At 63.5% G+C, this 16,966-nt stretch carries 14 protein-coding genes and 2 pseudogenes; 11 read left to right on the top strand and 5 right to left on the bottom strand.

Annotated elements, in window-relative coordinates:
• Positions 1 to 159: 159 nt before the first annotated feature.
• Together E5X88_RS18260 and mntR are read right to left on the bottom strand one after the other, a co-directional pair.
• The gene (locus tag E5X88_RS18260) at positions 160 to 348 is read right to left on the bottom strand and encodes a hypothetical protein (protein ID WP_292163699.1); all 189 of its coding nucleotides are present in this window, start codon (positions 346 to 348) and stop codon (positions 160 to 162) included.
• A 96-nt stretch (positions 349 to 444) separates the two neighbouring features.
• The gene (gene mntR / locus E5X88_RS18255; RefSeq protein ID WP_189644408.1) at positions 445 to 900 is read right to left on the bottom strand and encodes a manganese-binding transcriptional regulator MntR; all 456 of its coding nucleotides are present in this window, start codon (positions 898 to 900) and stop codon (positions 445 to 447) included.
• Between the two features lie 242 nt (positions 901 to 1,142).
• Here mntR and E5X88_RS18250 point away from each other — a divergent pair, with 242 nt between their 5' ends.
• From E5X88_RS18250 to E5X88_RS18240, 3 genes are all read left to right on the top strand, one after another.
• Positions 1,143 to 2,510 carry an Nramp family divalent metal transporter gene (locus E5X88_RS18250; RefSeq protein ID WP_292163697.1) on the top strand — a complete coding sequence of 456 codons (1,368 nt, stop codon included), beginning with the start codon at positions 1,143 to 1,145 and terminating at the stop codon, positions 2,508 to 2,510.
• A gap of 86 nt (positions 2,511 to 2,596) precedes the next feature.
• Complete coding sequence (locus tag E5X88_RS18245; RefSeq protein WP_292163818.1) at positions 2,597 to 3,439, top strand: protein-L-isoaspartate O-methyltransferase; 843 nt, start codon at positions 2,597 to 2,599, stop codon at positions 3,437 to 3,439.
• A gap of 149 nt (positions 3,440 to 3,588) precedes the next feature.
• A complete protein-coding gene (locus E5X88_RS18240) occupies positions 3,589 to 4,242 on the top strand; it encodes a dihydrofolate reductase family protein (RefSeq protein WP_292163695.1) in 654 nt (217 codons plus the stop codon).
• 69 nt (positions 4,243 to 4,311) lie between these two features.
• Here E5X88_RS18240 and E5X88_RS18235 read toward each other — a convergent pair whose 3' ends face one another.
• A complete protein-coding gene (locus E5X88_RS18235; RefSeq protein ID WP_292163816.1) occupies positions 4,312 to 5,181 on the bottom strand; it encodes a LysR substrate-binding domain-containing protein in 870 nt (289 codons plus the stop codon).
• A gap of 97 nt (positions 5,182 to 5,278) precedes the next feature.
• On the opposite strand from E5X88_RS18235, the gene E5X88_RS18230 reads away from it, so the two are divergent.
• The gene (locus E5X88_RS18230) at positions 5,279 to 5,878 is read left to right on the top strand and encodes a LysE family translocator (RefSeq protein WP_292163693.1); all 600 of its coding nucleotides are present in this window, start codon (positions 5,279 to 5,281) and stop codon (positions 5,876 to 5,878) included.
• 15 nt (positions 5,879 to 5,893) lie between these two features.
• Here the strand turns inward: E5X88_RS18230 and E5X88_RS18225 are convergent, their stop codons facing one another.
• Positions 5,894 to 6,688 (bottom strand): SDR family oxidoreductase, encoded by a 795-nt coding sequence (locus E5X88_RS18225; RefSeq protein WP_292163692.1) that lies wholly within the window; start codon positions 6,686 to 6,688, stop codon positions 5,894 to 5,896.
• 197 nt (positions 6,689 to 6,885) lie between these two features.
• Here E5X88_RS18225 and E5X88_RS18220 point away from each other — a divergent pair, with 197 nt between their 5' ends.
• Positions 6,886 to 7,344, top strand: a complete 459-nt coding sequence (locus E5X88_RS18220; protein WP_292163691.1) for a MarR family winged helix-turn-helix transcriptional regulator — start codon at positions 6,886 to 6,888, stop codon at positions 7,342 to 7,344.
• A 30-nt stretch (positions 7,345 to 7,374) separates the two neighbouring features.
• On the opposite strand, the gene E5X88_RS18215 is transcribed toward E5X88_RS18220, so the two are convergent.
• Positions 7,375 to 8,553 (bottom strand): MFS transporter, encoded by a 1,179-nt coding sequence (locus E5X88_RS18215; protein ID WP_292163689.1) that lies wholly within the window; start codon positions 8,551 to 8,553, stop codon positions 7,375 to 7,377.
• A gap of 194 nt (positions 8,554 to 8,747) precedes the next feature.
• Between E5X88_RS18215 and E5X88_RS18210 the strand changes: the two genes are divergently transcribed.
• The 6 genes and pseudogenes from E5X88_RS18210 (at position 8,748) to E5X88_RS18185 (ending at position 16,850) form a co-directional block, all read left to right on the top strand.
• Entirely contained in the window at positions 8,748 to 9,104 is a 357-nt protein-coding gene (locus E5X88_RS18210) for a helix-turn-helix transcriptional regulator (RefSeq protein ID WP_292163687.1), read from the top strand.
• Positions 9,105 to 9,326: 222 nt separating this feature from the next.
• On the top strand, positions 9,327 to 10,085 hold the full coding sequence (locus E5X88_RS18205) for a metallophosphoesterase family protein (RefSeq protein ID WP_292163686.1): 759 nt from the start codon (positions 9,327 to 9,329) through the stop codon (positions 10,083 to 10,085).
• A 307-nt stretch (positions 10,086 to 10,392) separates the two neighbouring features.
• On the top strand, positions 10,393 to 11,316 hold the full coding sequence (locus E5X88_RS18200) for an SH3 domain-containing protein (RefSeq protein ID WP_292163684.1): 924 nt from the start codon (positions 10,393 to 10,395) through the stop codon (positions 11,314 to 11,316).
• 197 nt (positions 11,317 to 11,513) lie between these two features.
• Positions 11,514 to 14,996, top strand: a pseudogene (carB, locus tag E5X88_RS18195) (carbamoyl-phosphate synthase large subunit); the annotation flags it as partial.
• Between the two features lie 15 nt (positions 14,997 to 15,011).
• Positions 15,012 to 15,310, top strand: a pseudogene (locus E5X88_RS18190) (transposase); the annotation flags it as partial.
• Positions 15,311 to 15,755: 445 nt separating this feature from the next.
• Positions 15,756 to 16,850, top strand: coding sequence for an acyltransferase (locus E5X88_RS18185; protein ID WP_292163682.1), 1,095 nt, complete (start codon positions 15,756 to 15,758; stop codon positions 16,848 to 16,850).
• Positions 16,851 to 16,966: the final 116 nt, after the last annotated feature.

Here is a 16,966-nt window from a genome sequence, read left to right as displayed (position 1 = left end):
GCAGCGTCGTGCTTGTGTACGACGTCCACCCGGACTATCGCCATGCTCCGTCGCCCCGCTCGCCGACCTGAGGCACGGATTACACCATCGGCCATCCGATACCCGGCTCCACGCTGCCAGCGGATCTGCAGGCGCTCTTCTGGCTTTTGGCAGCTACGCTCAGATCTTCTGCTTGGCGCCGGCGCTCTTGCCGTCCGAGCTTTTCGAGCGCTCCTCGAAGCGGGCCGCACCCTTTTTGAGCGGGCGGCCGGTGTCCGCTTCCGTCTTGCGCTCGTCCTTCGCCGCAGCTTGCTTCAATCCCTTGGCCGCTTGCTTGCCCTTCGCTGTCGATGCCTGTTCAACGCCCATGATATCCTCCTCGGCCTCGCGCCAATCGCGTGGCACGGTCTCAAACGCAGCGGCAACGCGGCGGTTCCGGCAGGACTGTCGGCAAGGGTGGTAGACTTAGCGTGTCGCCGTCATCGCCTTGCGGAACGCTTCAAGCGTCTCGGCACTGACATGGTGCTCGATGCCCTCGGCGTCGATACGCGCCGTCTCAGCGCTGACGCCGAGCGAACGCAGGAAGGCTTCCACCGTCTGATGGCGAATGCGGCTCTCTTCCGCGACCTTGCGGCCGGCATCGGTCAGGAACACGCCACGGTAGGGTTTCCTGGAAACGAGCCCGTCCGCGCACAGCCGCGTCAGCATTTTGGCCACGGTCGGCTGGGCAACGCCGAGGCGTGCCGCGATATCGACCTGGCGCGCCTCGTTGCCGTCCTCGATCAGGTCGGCGATGAGCTCGACATAGTCCTCGACCAGCGCACTGCGGCGCGCTTCGCGCGTCTGCCTGAACCCTTCCGAGTGAATTTCGGCATCAAGCAGCGGCTTTTCGCGTGGGACCGGTCTGTTCTTCAGCGCCAATACGCGCTCCTCCTCGACTTTCGCAGATGGCCCGGCATTTGTACATTCATAGCACGGGCTTCCATTCTTCTGGCCGTTTATTTGCATTCGACGGCAGGCGCAACCGGCGTTTCCGTTCCCCCGCGCCGCGCCAGCAGGGTGTCACTCAAAAGCATAAACAATGAAATATAGCATATTGCATAATGTTCAGCCCTGCCATAGATAGAGTGGCAGCATAGACCGATCCAACGGACATCCCCCCAATGTCAGAAGCCGAAGCCGCAGCAGCATCCCGAACCATGTGGCGATTTGCTCGGCCGGAAGACGACGAGCAGCCAAGCCTGCGCGAGGTCAACGCCTCGATAGCGGTGCCGCAGTCGGGGATATGGTTTCGCCGGCTGTTCGCCTTCATGGGGCCGGGATACATGGTCTCGGTCGGCTATATGGATCCGGGCAACTGGGCGACCGATCTCGCCGGTGGCGCCCAGTTCGGCTATACTTTGCTTTTCATCATCATGCTGTCGAACCTGATGGCGATCCTGCTGCAGGCGCTCGCCGCCAGGCTCGGCATCGCCACCGGCCGAGACCTCGCCCAGGCCTGCCGTGCCTATTATCCGCGGCCGGTCAATTTCATGCTGTGGATCGCCTGCGAACTGGCCATCATCGCCTGCGATCTGGCCGAGGTCATCGGCACTGCGATTGCCCTGCAGCTGCTGTTCGGCATTCCGCTGGTCGGCGGCGCCGTCATCACGGCCCTCGATGCTTTCCTGCTGCTTCTCCTGATGAACAAGGGGTTCCGTTTCCTCGAAGCCTTCATCATCGCGCTTTTGATCATCATCTTTGGCTGCTTCGCCATCCAGATCTTTGCCGCCGCACCGCCGGTCGGCTCGATCCTGCATTCCATGTTCGTGCCGTCGTCGGAGATCGTCACCAACCCGGCGATGCTCTACATCGCCATCGGCATCATCGGCGCCACCGTGATGCCGCACAATCTCTATCTGCACTCCTCGATCGTGCAGACCCGCGCCTATGAACGCACCGACAAAGGCAAGCGCGACGCCATCAAATGGGCAACGACGGACTCGACCATCGCCTTGATACTGGCGCTGTTCGTCAACGCCTCCATCCTGATCGTCTCGGCGGTGGCTTTCCACGGCACCGGCCATCAGGACGTCGCCGAGATCGGCCAGGCCTTCGAGCTTTTGTCGCCGCTGCTCGGCCTCGGCATCGCTTCGATCCTGTTTGCCGTGGCGCTGCTTGCCTCCGGCTTGAATTCCACGGTGACGGCGACGCTCGCCGGGCAGATCGTGATGGAAGGCTTCCTGCGCCTGCGCATCCCGCAATGGGCGCGCCGCCTGCTGACGCGTGGCATCGCCATCGTCCCGGTGGTGGTCGTCACCGCGCTCTACGGCGAGAAGGGAACCGGCCAGCTCCTCGTTTTCAGCCAGGTGATCCTGTCGATGCAACTCCCCTTTGCGGTGGTGCCGCTGGTGCAGTTCGTCTCCGACAAGCGCAAGATGGGAAATCTCGCCATCCCCAGAGGCGTCGCTATCCTGGCCTGGGCGGTCGCAGCCCTCATCCTGGTGCTCAACTTCAAGCTGCTTTACGACACCGTCGTCGGCTTCGGCTGAGGGATTCTCTTGTGCATCGAGGACAGATCGTGGGCTCATGAGGCCAGCGCGACAATTCGGTGAATTGCGCTATCCTCTCACGCATCATGACCGGAATTGCCGAAGCCCGAAAATTCTACGCGCGACTGATGGCTGCCAATGCAGGCTCGGCCGATCCGCGCCTCGAAGAGGTGTTCGCCGAAGTGCCGCGCGAGGCCTTTCTCGGCCCCGGACCGTGGACCGTGGTCGCCAACGGCGGCAAGGTCGAAACACCGAGCGCCGACCCGGTGCACATTTATCAGAACGTGCTGGTGTCACTCGACACCGATAAGGGCATCAACAATGGCGAGCCGTTCCTGCACGCAATGTGGATCGGCAAGGTGGCGCCAAGGCCCGGCGAGGCCGTCACCCATGTCGGCGCCGGCACCGGCTACTACACTGCCCTGCTGACAGAGCTGGTTTCGCCGGGCGGCACAGTCACCGCCTTCGAGCTGGAACCCAGTCTCGCCCACCGCGCGAGAGAGAACCTCGAAGCCTATGGCAATGTGACCGTCATCCATGGCGATGCGGTCGTCGGCGGCCTGCCGCCGTCCGACATCATCTATGTCAATGCCGGCGTCGCGGCACCCCCGGCTGAATGGCTGAGGGCGCTGAAGCCCGGCGGCCGCATGGTCTTTCCGTGGCGTCCGGCCGAGCGCGTCGGTCTGGCGGTAATGGCGATCCGCACGGACAAGGGATTTGCCTGCGACCAGTTCATGCGCTCATGGTTCATCCCCTGCATCGGCGCCTCGCTGGCAAGCCCCGCGACGAAAATCCCGGACCGCGACAAGGCGGCACGCGGCCGCTCGATCTGGCTGACGGCCGACAAGGCACCGGACAGCACCGCCACCGCGATCATCGGCGACGTCTGGTTTTCGTCGCAAAGTGTTGGCGGCAGGCGGTCGCAATGATTTGCCGAGGCGAGGCATCCCGTGCTTGTCGATCGACGCCGGCTGGAGCGTCGGAAATTTTTCCGATCCCTGTCGGGCAGGCGTCCGCCCGCGCGTCCTTTGGCCGAAATCCGGCTCCAACGGCACGGACGATGAGAAGGGAGAATCCGATGAGGAAGATCATCACTGCGACATTCGTCAGCCTCGACGGCGTCATGCAGGCGCCTGGCGGACCGGACGAAGACCCGGTCGGCGGCTTCGAATTCGGCGGCTGGACGTTCCATTACTGGGACGACGTCATGGGCGCCTTCATTGGCGAGACGTTCTCGAAGCCCTTCGCGCTGCTCCTCGGCCGCAAGACCTACGACATCTTCGCCGCCCATTGGCCGTACCAGGAGAGCAGTCCGATCGCCGACAGCTTCAATGCCGTCACCAAATATGTGGCCACCCACAGGCCCGATACGCTGTCATGGCAAAACAGCCAGTCGCTCGGCGACGATGTGGTGGCCGCGCTGCGCCAGCTCAAGCAGGAGGACGGGCCGGACCTGCTCATCCAGGGATCGAGCGAACTCATCCAGACCTTGCTCGCCAACGACCTGATCGACGAGATCAGCCTGCTGATCTTCCCGTTGGTGCTGGGCAAGGGCAAGCGGCTGTTCGGCAGCGGCGCAATGCCGGCGGCCTTCAAGATGAACCGTTCGCAGGCTTCGACCACCGGCGTCATCATGGCGACTTACGAGCGCGCCGGTGAGATCAAGACTGGCTCCTTCGCCCAGGAACAGCCGTCCGAAGCCGAGCTCGAGCGGCGCCGGACCTGGAAATAGACGACCGCGCCACTGCGTTAGCGACAAGGGGATGGCCGGGCATCGGCCGTCCCTTTGCTGTTTTGCCGATCACGCCGCCTGTTGCCGCCGCGCCAGCCTCTCGCGGATGTGAGCTGCAAACTCCCGCGCAGCCGGCCCGACACCATGCTTCGGCAGGTGCAAATTGATCGAGAAATTCGGCAAGGCCGGCAGCTCCGGATCGGCGGGCAGAATATCGAGATCGGCAGGCACGGTGGACGCCAGCCAGGTGGTGACGGCCAGGTCCGAACGCACCGTCGCCGTCGTCACGTCTAGGTTGCCGTTCTCGAACACGGTCCGCCATTCCAGCCCATGCTCGTTGAGCGCCGCCAGCACCGCTGGGCGGAAGGCGCAGGTGTCGGCCACCATCGAAACCGGCAAAGGCCTCTTGCGGCGGGCTATGCCACCTTTGGCGCCGACCCAGACCAGCCGGTCAATGGCAAGACATTCGCCGGCAGTCGGACCGGCCGGTTCCTCGATCACGGCAAGGTCTATCGTGCCAGCCGCCAAGGCCGCCGCCAGCTTCGGCGACGAGGCACAGACCAGCGAAATCTCGACCTGCGGATAGGTCTCGGCATAAGTCTTTAACACAGGCGCAAGCATGGTGCCGACAAGGTCGTATGGCACACCGAGCCGCACCTCACCCGCGACCACGCTGATCGCCATCTCGGCCCAGATCTCGTCATTGAGGCTGAGCAGGCGCTTGCCCTTGCCGAACAACCGCTCACCGGAACGGGTCAGCCTCAGCCCGCGCCGGTCGCGATCGAACAGGCTGCAGCCAAAAACCTCCTCCAGACGCCTGATTTGCTGGCTGACGGCGCCTTGCGTCAAATGCAGCGCGTTCGCCGCCGCCGTCATGCTGGCCTTGTCGGCGACGGTGACGAAGGTCCGGATCAGGGCCGTGTCGAGATTGCGGATCATCATCAGTATTATATTCTCTAATGCTGACCATGGCAAACATTGCATTTACTGATTCACGACAGCGCCTAACATACCGGCTCCCAACAGAGGAGACAGTATGTTTGAGGCCATCCTTCCGCTCGTCCTGTTCGCGCTGGTCTCGACCTCCACGCCCGGCATGGCCACCACCTTGTCGACGGCGTCCGGGGCACAGTTCGGCTTTCGCCGCTCTGTTCCGCTGATGGCCGGCAGCGCCACCGGCCTGGCCACGGTAACAGCGGCCGGTGCCGCCGGGCTCGCCGGCCTGCTGGCGGCTGCCCCGTCCTTGCAACTGGCAATGAAGATCGCCGGATCGCTCTATCTGATCTGGCTCGCCCTCAAGATCGGCCGCAGTGGTCCACCCAATCTGGACGTGACCATGGCCAAACCGAACAGCTTTTTCGGCGGCGCCGGCCTGCAATGGATGAACCCCAAGGGTTGGGCCATGGGGTTAGGAGCGGCGGCATCGTTCGCAGCACTTGCCGACGGACCGCTGCAGCTCGCGCTTTTGCTCGGCGCGGTCTTCGGCCTGGCAGCCGCGCTGTCGCTGTCGGCGTGGTGCGTGGCGGGCACGCTGCTCGCCCGGCTGCTTAGAACCGAGCGGCAGTGGCGCGTGCTCAACATCACGCTCGGCCTGCTGCTCGCCGCCTCGATCATCCCGATGTGGCGAACAGCGTAGGGCCAACCGTAGTACTCAGGCGGCGTAGCGCGCCGCCGGCTTGCCCGCCAGAAGGCTGCCGAAAAACCCTTGCCGGGCACCGAGAAAGGCGTCCAGTCCCGTCGCGTCGGCAAGACCTGGCGCGGTGACGGGCTCGCCCCTGGCCAGGCCGACAAGCGCTGCATCGACCAGGTCGTCGGCGCTCATGACGATCTCTTGCGGCACATTCGCAAGATCGCTTCCGGCAACTTCCCAGAATTCGGTGCGCGTGGCCCCCGGTAGTACCACCTGCGCCTTCACTCCGGTGCCGGCGACTTCGCGCTGCAAGGCTTCGGTGAAGTTGACGACATAGGCCTTGGTGCCGCTGTAGATGCCGCCGAACGAAGTGTCGAAGGCGAGCACCGAGGCGATGTTGACGATGGCGCCGCGATTGCGCGACAGCAGTCCCGGCAGCACCGCGCGCGTCAACCGTGTCAAGGCGACGATATTGACCTTGATCATGCGCTCGGCGAGGTCGGCATCGGCTGTCGCCACCACTTGCGCCCCGCCGAGGCCGGCATTGTTGACCAGCAGCGTGACGCTCTCGTCGGCCGATATCGCCTGCTCGACGCGGCGGACATCGTTATCGTCGGCGAGGTCGGCACTGATGACCCTGACGTTGCGGCTATAGGCATAGCGCAACTTCTCCGCCAGTTCCTCGAGCCGGTCGGCGCGGCGCGCCACCAGCACGAGATCATAGCCCTGCCCCGCCAGCCGATCCGCATAGATGGCACCAATACCCGACGAGGCGCCGGTAACGACAGCGGTGCCCCTGTTTTCCTGTTTGCTCATTGTCCTAATCCTTTTGTTCGTTCCTGGCTTGCCCGGTCGGCAACCGCCCTCGCCTTGCTGGAAAGCCGCAGGTTGAATTTAGTGGCATATGCCGCTATCAGAACATAGGCATATGCCACTATCTTGTCAATCAGCCTGCCAAAGATTATTTCTGGTGGAGCTGGGCGAACGCCGTTCGCCCTTTCAGGGAAGTCGCCATGACGCAAGCCACCCTGCCCGGCCTGACCCTCTGCAACAACGCCATGCTGCGCCGGGCGACGCGCAAGCTCGGCCAGTTCTATGACGATGTGCTGGCTCCCTCCGGCCTGAAGGCCACCCAGCAGGGCCTGCTTTACCAGATCCATATCGGCGACGAGCCGGCCATGGGTGCCATTGCCGCGGCCCTCGTCATGGACCTGTCGGCACTCGGCCATACGCTGAAGCCGTTGATCCGCGACGGTTATGTCGAGACCTTCGCCGATCCGGACGACCGCCGTATCAAGCGCGTGCGGCTGACGCCGCAGGGCCTGATCAAGCTCGATGAAGCCATGAAGCTGTGGCGCGTCGCCCAGCAGCGTTTCGAGGATATGGTCGGCAGGGAGCAGGCGGCGAGGTTGCGCGCGGCGCTGGATGATATCGCCGCGCTGGATTTGGACATGCCGCCGGCAGCGACCTGAGATCTCAGGCGGCCAGCAAGCAGCCGGACTCTATTCGGCCGGCATGGTCACCGCCCGGGCGGCCCGGTGGCCGGCCAGCACGACGCCGAGCCCCACGATCGGGAACACTGCCGCGACCAGGCCCAGATCGGCCGGCGCGCCATAGCGCAGCACCGCGCCGCCGACGACGGCGCCCAGCGCCACACCGAGATAGAGCGCCGAGGCGTTGAGCGACAGCACGATGGGCGCTGCGTCGGGCGCCAGCTTGATGATGCGGCTGGCCTGCGCCGGCGGGAAGGCCCAGCCGACGATGCCCCACGGCACCATCATGGCCATCAGCGCCGGTCCGGCAATCTCGCGCGGCAGGAATGTCGGGATAACCGAAAGCATGACCAGCATGACCGCGCTCAACGCCAGCGACCAGCTGACGGTGCGCGTTGCGCCGAAGCGGTCGGCGGCCTGCCCGCCGGCGATGTTGCCGATGACGGCGCCGACACCGAAGGCGAGCAACATGCCGGGCAGCGCGATCGGGCTCAAGCCTCCGCCTTCGATGGCCAGCGGCGCGACAAAGGCAAAGACGGTGAAAGCGCCGGTGAGCGCCAAAAGCGTGGTCAGCAGGATCGATGGCACGCCGGGGCGAAGGGCTGCGGCCAACCGTTGCCTGAGCGGTAGCTTGGTGCCGACGATGCCGCGCGGCAGGCGGTACCACAGAATCGCGCCGGCCAGCGCGCCGAGCCCGGCGATGGCAAAGAACGTGCCGCGCCAGCCGGCGACGGCCGCGACAAGCGCGCCGAGCGGCGCGCCGACCGCCACCGCCACCGTGGTGCCGCCGACAACGACGGCAATGGCGCGGGCGCGGTGATGATCATCGACAAGCGCCACGGCCGTCCCTTGCGCCGTTGCCGCGAACAGGCCGGACGACAGCGCCATGACGATGCGCGCGATCAGCAGCAATTCGAAGGACGAACTCAGCGCCGCCGCCAGATTGCCCAGCACGAAGAACACCAGCGTCCACAAGATGACGCGCCGCCGGTCCCATTCGCCGGTCAGCGTCGCCAGGATCGGCGTACCGATCGCATAGGCGAGCGCAAACGCGGTGATCAGCGTGCCGGCGAGTGGAACGGAGATCGCGGCATCGGCCGCGATGTCGGGCAACAGGCTGGAGATGACGAAGCCTTCGGTCGCGATCGTGAATGATCCGAGCGCAAGCCAGATGAGGCGCTTGTCCATGGATTCTTCCTTAGTTCAAAAGTTATTGAACAATTGGACATAACAGGGCATGATGTCAATGAAGCCTTGCGAAAATAGCTGACCCCTGCTGACAGCCCTGTGTCAGGACAGGCCGCGAATGGAGAGAGACTGTGTGCGTCCACCAAAGGAGGAGATGCGTTGAAATCGGCCCCGATTGCGCTTAATTCTCCGGCATGACCTTGCCCCATCCCACCGCCGAGCAGATCAGCCTGCCGAACGTGCTTGCCGTGCTCGGCGATCCGACGCGGTTGGCCATCGTGCGCTACCTCGCCAGCAAGGAGGGCGTGCCGCTGAATTGCAGCCAGTTCCTCGATCTCGGCTCGAAGACCAATCTGAGCTACCATCTGGCCAAGTTGCGCGAGGCCGGCGTCACCCGCGCCGAAGTGGTCGGAACCAGCCGGCTGATCACGCTGCGCCGCGACGATCTCGACCGCCGCTTTCCAGGCCTGCTCGACAGCGTGATTGCTGCCGCTACTGGGGATACCGCGCTGCCCATGGTCGGCGGTCACGAGGTCGAAGTGCACTCCTGAGTGTGACGTTGTAACCTCGCAGGACTTGGGTCCTCGCCCCCGCATAGCGGGGGAGAGGTGGCCGCGAAGCGGTCGGAGAGGGGGACTTCCGAAGCGAAAGAACGATCCGCTCAAAGCTCAAGCTTGGTGCGTGCAAAATCCCCTCTCCGTCCGTGGGGGCGAGGAACCAAAGTCCTGCAGGGTCCGCCGACCAGTCATTCGTCAAACCAACGGAGCTACCATATGCGCATTGCCGTCCTCGCCGATATCCACGGCAACATCCTGGCGCTGGACGCCGTGCTCGACGATCTCAGGCAGCGCGGCGGAGCCGACCTTGTCGTCAATCTCGGCGATTGCGTCTCCGGCCCGCTCTGGCCGCGCGAGACGATGGAGCGGCTTGAAGCGCTTGACCTGCCGACGGTGCGCGGCAATCACGACCGCCGTGTCGCCCGCGATCCGCTCGACGACGCGATGTGGCCGTCGGACCGCTATGCGTATGACCGGCTGAAGCCGGCACAGCGCGAGGCGCTGTTCGCCATACCTCTCACGCTGGAGATCGCGCCTGGCGTCACCGCCTTCCATGCCCGGCCCGACCACGACGAAAAATATCTGACGGATACGATGGCCGATGGCCGGCTGGTGCGCGCACCGCTGGCCGCCATCAAGCGACGGTTGGCCGCGCTCGATCCCGCTTGCCGCATCGTGCTGTGCGGCCACAGCCACCGCAGCGAACTGATCCGCATCCCCGACGGCCCGGTCGTCTTCAATCCGGGCAGCATCGGCTGCCCCGCCTACGACGATCCAACACCGCCGGCGCATGTTTCCGAGCAAGGCTCTCCGCACGCACGCTACGGCATCATCGAACTGGGCGAGCCGGGCCGCCCCGACCGCTTCGAGGCCATAGCCGTCGACTACGACCACGAGGCGGCGGCGCGGCAGGCCGAGCAGGCGGGACGGCCGGAATGGGCCCACGCGCTGCGCACCGGATTTATATCAGGCTGAACGCGGAACGCGTTCATGCCTCAGGCTGAGCGAGGGCTGAACCCCTTCATGCCCGGCTGAACGCGGAACGCCTTCATGCCCGGCTGAACGCGGAACGCGTTCATGCCGCCCGGGCTGAGCTTGCTCATGCCCCAGCCGAGCGAGGCACGCGCTCATGCCGCCCGGGCTGAACCTCTTCATGCCGGCATCGCATTTTCGGGGTTACCTAGCGCCGTGTCGTCCCTTATAAACCGGCTTGGCATGCGGGTGGCGCTTCCGTGCCTGGCCGCGCCCTTCGGTAATGCAATCTATCGCCCACGGCCAGGTGATGAGGCGCACAATTTCGCTCCGAACGACGCTGCACGTGCTGATTGCCATGCTGCTGACGGCGCTGCTGCCGGCCAGGGCCGAGGAGGCGCCGGTCGTTTCGATCGTGACCGACCTCGCTCCGGGCGATCTCCTGAACGTCCGCGCCACGGCATCGGCGATGGGCAAGATCAAGGCCCGGCTGCCGAATGGTACAAGCGTCAACAATCTCGGCTGCAACGACGTCAACGGCTACCGCTGGTGCAAGGTTGCAGAGGTTGACAACCCGCAACTGACCGGATGGGCGCCTGCGCGCTACCTGGACCCCGACAATCCGGCGGCAGTTTCGGATGACGATGCCGAAACGACCGGCGAAAGCGCTGCCCCTGCAGCCGAGGCCTCGAACCCGACAGCCGCAGATCAGCCGCTGCCCGACCTGACAGCGCGCCTGGGCGCGACCGGTCCCGAAACCACGATGACGGCCGCTGAGGCCATCGGCAGGGCCGCCATCGAGGATGCTTACCGCCTGGCGCTCGCTGCCAGTGGGAACCCGTCGGCCGGGGAGATGCAGGCGCCTGTGGCGGAGGGAGCAGCCCGGAATCGCGCGGCCAATGCGGCGCCTCCGGCCGACGCACAGACCGTTGCGCGGCTGCAGCCGCCAGGGGCGCCAGCCCCTGGCGCCGGTAACCTGATTCCTTGCGCGCGCTATGTCGGCCAGCCGATGACCAGCTGCAGGGCAGGCGTCGTGCACACGGGCGACAAGGCCGAGGTGACGGTGACCTGGCCCGATGGCGGTACCCGCGTCATCAGCTTCCAGGCCGGCCTGCCGGCCGGTTCGAACGCACCCGGCGAATTCCGCTACACGCGCGAGGGCAGCCTGAACATGATCCGCGTCGGCGTTTCCGAACGCTTCGAGATTACGGACCAGCTTGCGCTGGGGGGTTAGGTGTTAGGCAGTAGGGAATAGGCGTAGGCGCTTGAACCTTCAATCCCTACTGCCCTACTCCCTCATTTTCGGGGTTACATCAAGCAAAACTCTTCCCTATAAGGCCCTCCTAGCCTGATACCAGAATCGCGAGCACAACCGGCCGGGTCTTCCCGTCCGGTTTTTCGTGCAAGCCGCCTGCCGAACGGACCTTCGATATGCCAAGACGCACCGACATCAAGTCGATCCTGATCATAGGGGCCGGCCCCATCGTCATCGGTCAGGCCTGCGAGTTCGACTATTCCGGCACCCAGGCCTGCAAGGCGCTCAAGGAAGAGGGTTTCCGCGTCATCCTGGTCAATTCCAACCCGGCCACCATCATGACCGACCCGGAGCTGGCCGACGCCACCTATATCGAGCCGATCACGCCCGAAGTGGTGGCCAAGATCATCGCCAAGGAACGGCCGGACGCGCTGCTGCCGACCATGGGCGGCCAGACCGCGCTCAACACCGCATTGTCGCTGCGCCGCATGGGCGTGCTCGACCGCTACAATGTCGAGATGATCGGCGCCGACGCCACGGCCATCGACAAGGCCGAGGACCGGGCGCTGTTTCGCGAGGCGATGAGCAAGATCGGGCTGGAAACGCCGAAGTCGATGCTGGCCAACGCCACCGACGTCAAGAACGCCGACCGCAAGACCCATGAGGCGGAGCGCGCCGCGCTGAAGGCCGAGAAGCCTGACAATCTCGACGCCGCGCTCGATGCGCTGGAGACAAGCTGGAACCTCGGCGAGGGCGATCGCAAGCAGCGCTACATTAGCCACGCCATGGCGATCGCAGCGCAGGCGCTCGACCATGTCGGCCTGCCCGCCATCATCCGCCCGTCCTTCACCATGGGCGGCACCGGCGGCGGCATCGCCTACAACCGCGCCGAATTCTACGAGATCGTCCAGTCCGGCCTCGACGCCTCGCCGACCACCGAAGTGCTGATCGAGGAAAGCGTGCTGGGCTGGAAGGAGTACGAGATGGAGGTTGTCCGCGACAAGGCCGACAACTGCATCATCGTCTGCTCGATCGAGAACATCGACCCGATGGGCGTGCACACGGGCGATTCGATCACCGTCGCTCCGGCGCTCACGCTGACCGACAAAGAGTACCAGATGATGCGCAACGCCTCGATCGCGGTGCTGCGCGAGATCGGCGTCGAGACCGGCGGCTCCAACGTGCAGTTCGCCGTGAATCCTGCTGATGGAAGACTCGTGGTGATCGAGATGAACCCGCGCGTCTCGCGCTCCTCGGCGCTGGCCTCCAAGGCGACCGGTTTCCCCATCGCCAAGATCGCGGCCAAGCTCGCCGTCGGCTACACGCTGGACGAGCTGGAGAACGACATCACAGGCGGCGCCACGCCGGCCTCGTTCGAGCCGTCGATCGACTACGTCGTCACAAAAATCCCGCGCTTCGCCTTCGAGAAATTCCCTGGCGCCGAGCCGGTGCTGACCACGGCAATGAAGTCGGTCGGCGAGGTCATGGCCATCGGCCGCACCTTCCAGGAATCGCTGCAGAAGGCGCTGCGTGGGCTTGAAACCGGCCTGACCGGATTGGACGAGATCGAGATCCCCGGCATCGGCCACGGCAGCGCGCCCGCCAGCCACGCCGACGACCGCAACGCCATCCGTGCCGCGCTCGGCACGCCGACGCCCGACCGGCTGCGCATGGTGGCGCAGGCGATCCGCATGGGCACCTCGCTCGAAGACGTGCACGCCATGTGCAAGATCGATCCGTGGTTCCTCGAGCAGATCGCCGGCATCCTGGCCATGGAAGACCGCATCCGCGAGCACGGCATCCCCGAGGACGCCGCCAATCTGCGCATGCTGAAGGCGATGGGTTTTTCCGATGCACGCCTCGCGTCCCTCGTCAGGAAGGACGTGGAAGAGATCCAGAAGATTCGCGAAAAACTCGACGTTCATCCGGTTTATAAGCGCATCGACACCTGCGCCGCCGAGTTCGCCTCGCCCACCGCCTATATGTATTCGACCTATGAGACGCCCTTCGCCGGCGCGCTCGCCAACGAGGCGCAGGTCTCCTCGCGCAAGAAGGTCGTCATCCTCGGCGGCGGCCCGAACCGCATCGGCCAGGGCATCGAGTTCGACTATTGCTGCTGCCACGCGGCGTTTGCGCTGCGCGACGCCGGCTTCGAGGCGATCATGGTCAACTGCAACCCGGAGACCGTGTCGACCGACTACGACACGTCGGACCGGCTCTATTTCGAGCCGCTGACACCGGAGGACGTGCTCGAGATCCTGCGCGCCGAACAGGCGTCGGGCGAGCTGGTCGGCGTCATCGTCCAGTTCGGCGGCCAGACGCCGCTGAAGCTCGCCGACGCGCTGGAGAAGGCCGGCATCCCGATCCTCGGCACATCGCCCGACATGATCGATCTGGCCGAGGACCGCGACCGCTTCCAAAAACTCTTGCACAAGCTCGGCCTCAGCCAGCCGAAGAACGGCATCGCCTATTCGGTCGAGCAGGCCCGCCTCGTCGCCGGCGAGCTCGGTTTCCCGCTGGTGGTGCGCCCGTCCTATGTGCTCGGCGGCCGCGCCATGCAGATCATCCACGACGAGAGCATGCTGCAGACCTACCTGCTCGATACCGTGCCCGGCCTGGTGCCGGAGGACATCAAGCAGAAATATCCCAACGACAAGACAGGCCAGATCAACACGCTGCTCGGCAAGAACCCGCTGCTGTTCGACACCTATCTCTCGGGCGCCATCGAGGTCGATGTCGACTGCCTGTGCGACGGCAAGTCGACCTTCGTCTCCGGCATACTGGAACACATCGAGGAGGCCGGCATCCATTCGGGCGACAGTGCCTGCTCGCTGCCGGTGCACTCGCTGCCCTCGGAGCTTGTCGACGAGCTGGAGCGTCAGACGGCGGCCCTTGCCCGTGCGCTCAATGTCGGCGGTCTGATGAACGTGCAATACGCGATCAAGGACGGCACGGTCTATGTGCTGGAGGTCAACCCGCGGGCGTCACGCACCGTGCCCTTCGTTGCCAAGACCATCGGCCGTCCGATCGCGAAAATCGCCGCCCGCATCATGGCCGGCGAGAGCCTGGAAGACGCCTTCGCCCATTACGGCGCCATGCCCGACCCCAGAAATCCCGGCCACATCGCGGTCAAGGAAGCCGTCTTCCCCTTCGCCCGCTTCCCCGGCGTCGACATATTGCTCGGCCCGGAAATGCGCTCGACCGGCGAGGTCATGGGTCTCGACCGCGACTTCGCGCTGGCCTTCGCCAAGAGCCAGTTAGGGGCGGGTGTTGATCTCCCCCGCGCGGGCACGCTGTTCGTCTCGGTGCGCGACGAGGACAAGAAGGGCATATTGCCGGCGGTGAAGCGCCTCGCCGGCCAGGGCTTCAAGGTGATGGCCACGTCAGGCACCGCCCGCTTCCTCGCCGAAAACGGCGTCGTCGCCGAGAAAATAAACAAGGTGCTGGAAGGCCGCCCGCACATCGAGGACGCCATCCGCAACCGCCAGGTCCAGATCGTCTTCAACACCACGGACGGCCAGAAAGCGGTATCGGACTCGAAATCGCTGCGCCGGGCGACGCTGATGCAGAAAGTGCCGTATTACACGACGCTGTCGGGCGCAGCCGCCGTGGCCGAGGCGATTGCGGCGCTGAGAGCGGGGAGCCTCGAGGTTCGGCCGCTGCAGGAGTATTTTGCGTAAGAAGGCGACTTTGCCAGTCGCGGCAATCTGGCCACAGCGCAGGCCTTGGGCGTTCGCGACATGGCCTTCCACAAGAAGGCCGGCCTCAGATCGAGGACATGGTCCGCGGTAATTGGGTCCATCGCAAGCTGCGTAACTTCCGGGCCGGCATCGAAGCTGGCATCTCATGCCTCAAGCGCGCTTACGGCTTGGCGCGCTGCACATGGCGCGGCCTTGATCACTTCAAGACTTACGTCTGGTCCTCGGTCGTGGCCTACAACCTCGTCCTCTTCACGCGCCTCAAGCCGACCTGATACCACCGACCCGGCATCGCAGCTGCGTCGCCGACCAAGCCGGCCTCGTGGCACGCCCTTCAGCGTGTCAACAACGCCTTTCCGCCGATACCAGCGTTCGTCCCTCAACGGCCTCTCTCGACGATCGACAAGTGCTTGCAAATACTCGCAAAAAGAAGACGTTTGTGGACGGAAACTAGACTAGCCCTCGGAGCCGCAACGCCGCCGGTTCAGCCGGATGGTACGCCCGAAAGCTGCCTTCTACCACCAAAGTGTAACGTTCGGTCCCCGCTTCAAGGTGGTAACTTGCGAAAGCGACGTGCGCGGGGTTGAGCATGCACCTCGCGACGCAAGCCGACATAAACAGCCGATCCAGCGACGGGAGCAAAGACACCGCTCCCGGCTCCACACTGATTCGTCCATTAGTCATCCGGACAGGGCTCCTACGAGATCGGGATTTATTCCAGTGGTACTCAATATTCAGATACTACGTGGAATTGCTGCCGCCTTGGTTATTTGGGTTCACGCCCAAGAATTGATCGTTAGAGATGTGCTTCCTCATTCAATCAAACAATTTGGCTACGGTGGGGTCGATTTATTTTTTGTTATCAGTGGATTTATTATGGTTCACATTACAAAAAATAGAAATATAAATATTTTTGAATTAATGAAGAAAAGAATATATAGAATAGCCCCATTATACTATCTTTTTACACTTGCAGCGCTGTCGGCAATTTTATTGAAAGGGCTTGACAATGGACCGATGGTTGATATCGGTGATACTATCAGATCTCTTACCTTTATTCCCTTTGAGAAAGAAGACGGGAGGTTGTATCCTATATATTATCTTGGATGGACGCTAAATTATGAGATGTTCTTCTACTCTATTTTTGGGGTATCACTACTATTTCATAAACACATCAGAGTTGCATTTATCTCAATAATTTTAATTATACTCTCAATTGTCGGCATTTTCATTGAAAATCTGTCTGACCATGGGGTGTTGGCTTTCTTCTATACCCGACCCATCGTGCTGGATTTCGTTGTCGGAATGCTGATCGCCGTGTGCGTCCCGGTCCCTGGGCGAAGCTCAAATGCTGTACCGTGGTGGGGTTGCCTCGCCGTCGGGACAGCTTGGTTTGTCTTCGGAGGAGAGTTCTTCGTGATTGGCAGCATCCCCGTCGCCCCCCCGACCGACACGTTTTTCAGGTTCGGCGTTCCCTCCGGGCTGATTGTAGCCGGGGCGGCGGGACTTGAACGATCTCAAACTAGGATCGGTACCGCGCTGATGCAGCGTGCAGGCGACGCAAGCTACTCGATCTACCTTTCACATTACTTTTTCGTCGCGTCAGTTATCGCCGTAGTGGACCAGTTAGCGTTGGGCGACCCTCTTCGCCTCTTACTCGCGCCCATCACGACGATGTTGTCGATTGCCGTCGGTTTCTGCACATACCATCTCCTCGAGCGTCCCCTCGCAGGCGACCTTGGCATTTACCGACGCTTTTGGAGACACGGTCGCGCGACCGTCAAGTCCAAGGAAGAGCGTATTTCGGATGGCTAGACCAATGCTCCCCGCTGCAACCTATTCAACCTTCAATTTCAACCTGTTTGGAAAATTCCAAGAACGTTGGCTGATGGACGCGTCCTGCCGCCTGCCCGGGATCGATCGCCAAATCG

Source organism: Mesorhizobium sp. (assembly GCF_004962245.1).
Taxonomy (GTDB): Bacteria; Pseudomonadota; Alphaproteobacteria; order Rhizobiales; family Rhizobiaceae; genus Mesorhizobium.
Note: the sequence above shows the minus strand (reverse complement) of the source record. Positions and strands in the feature narration are given on the sequence as shown.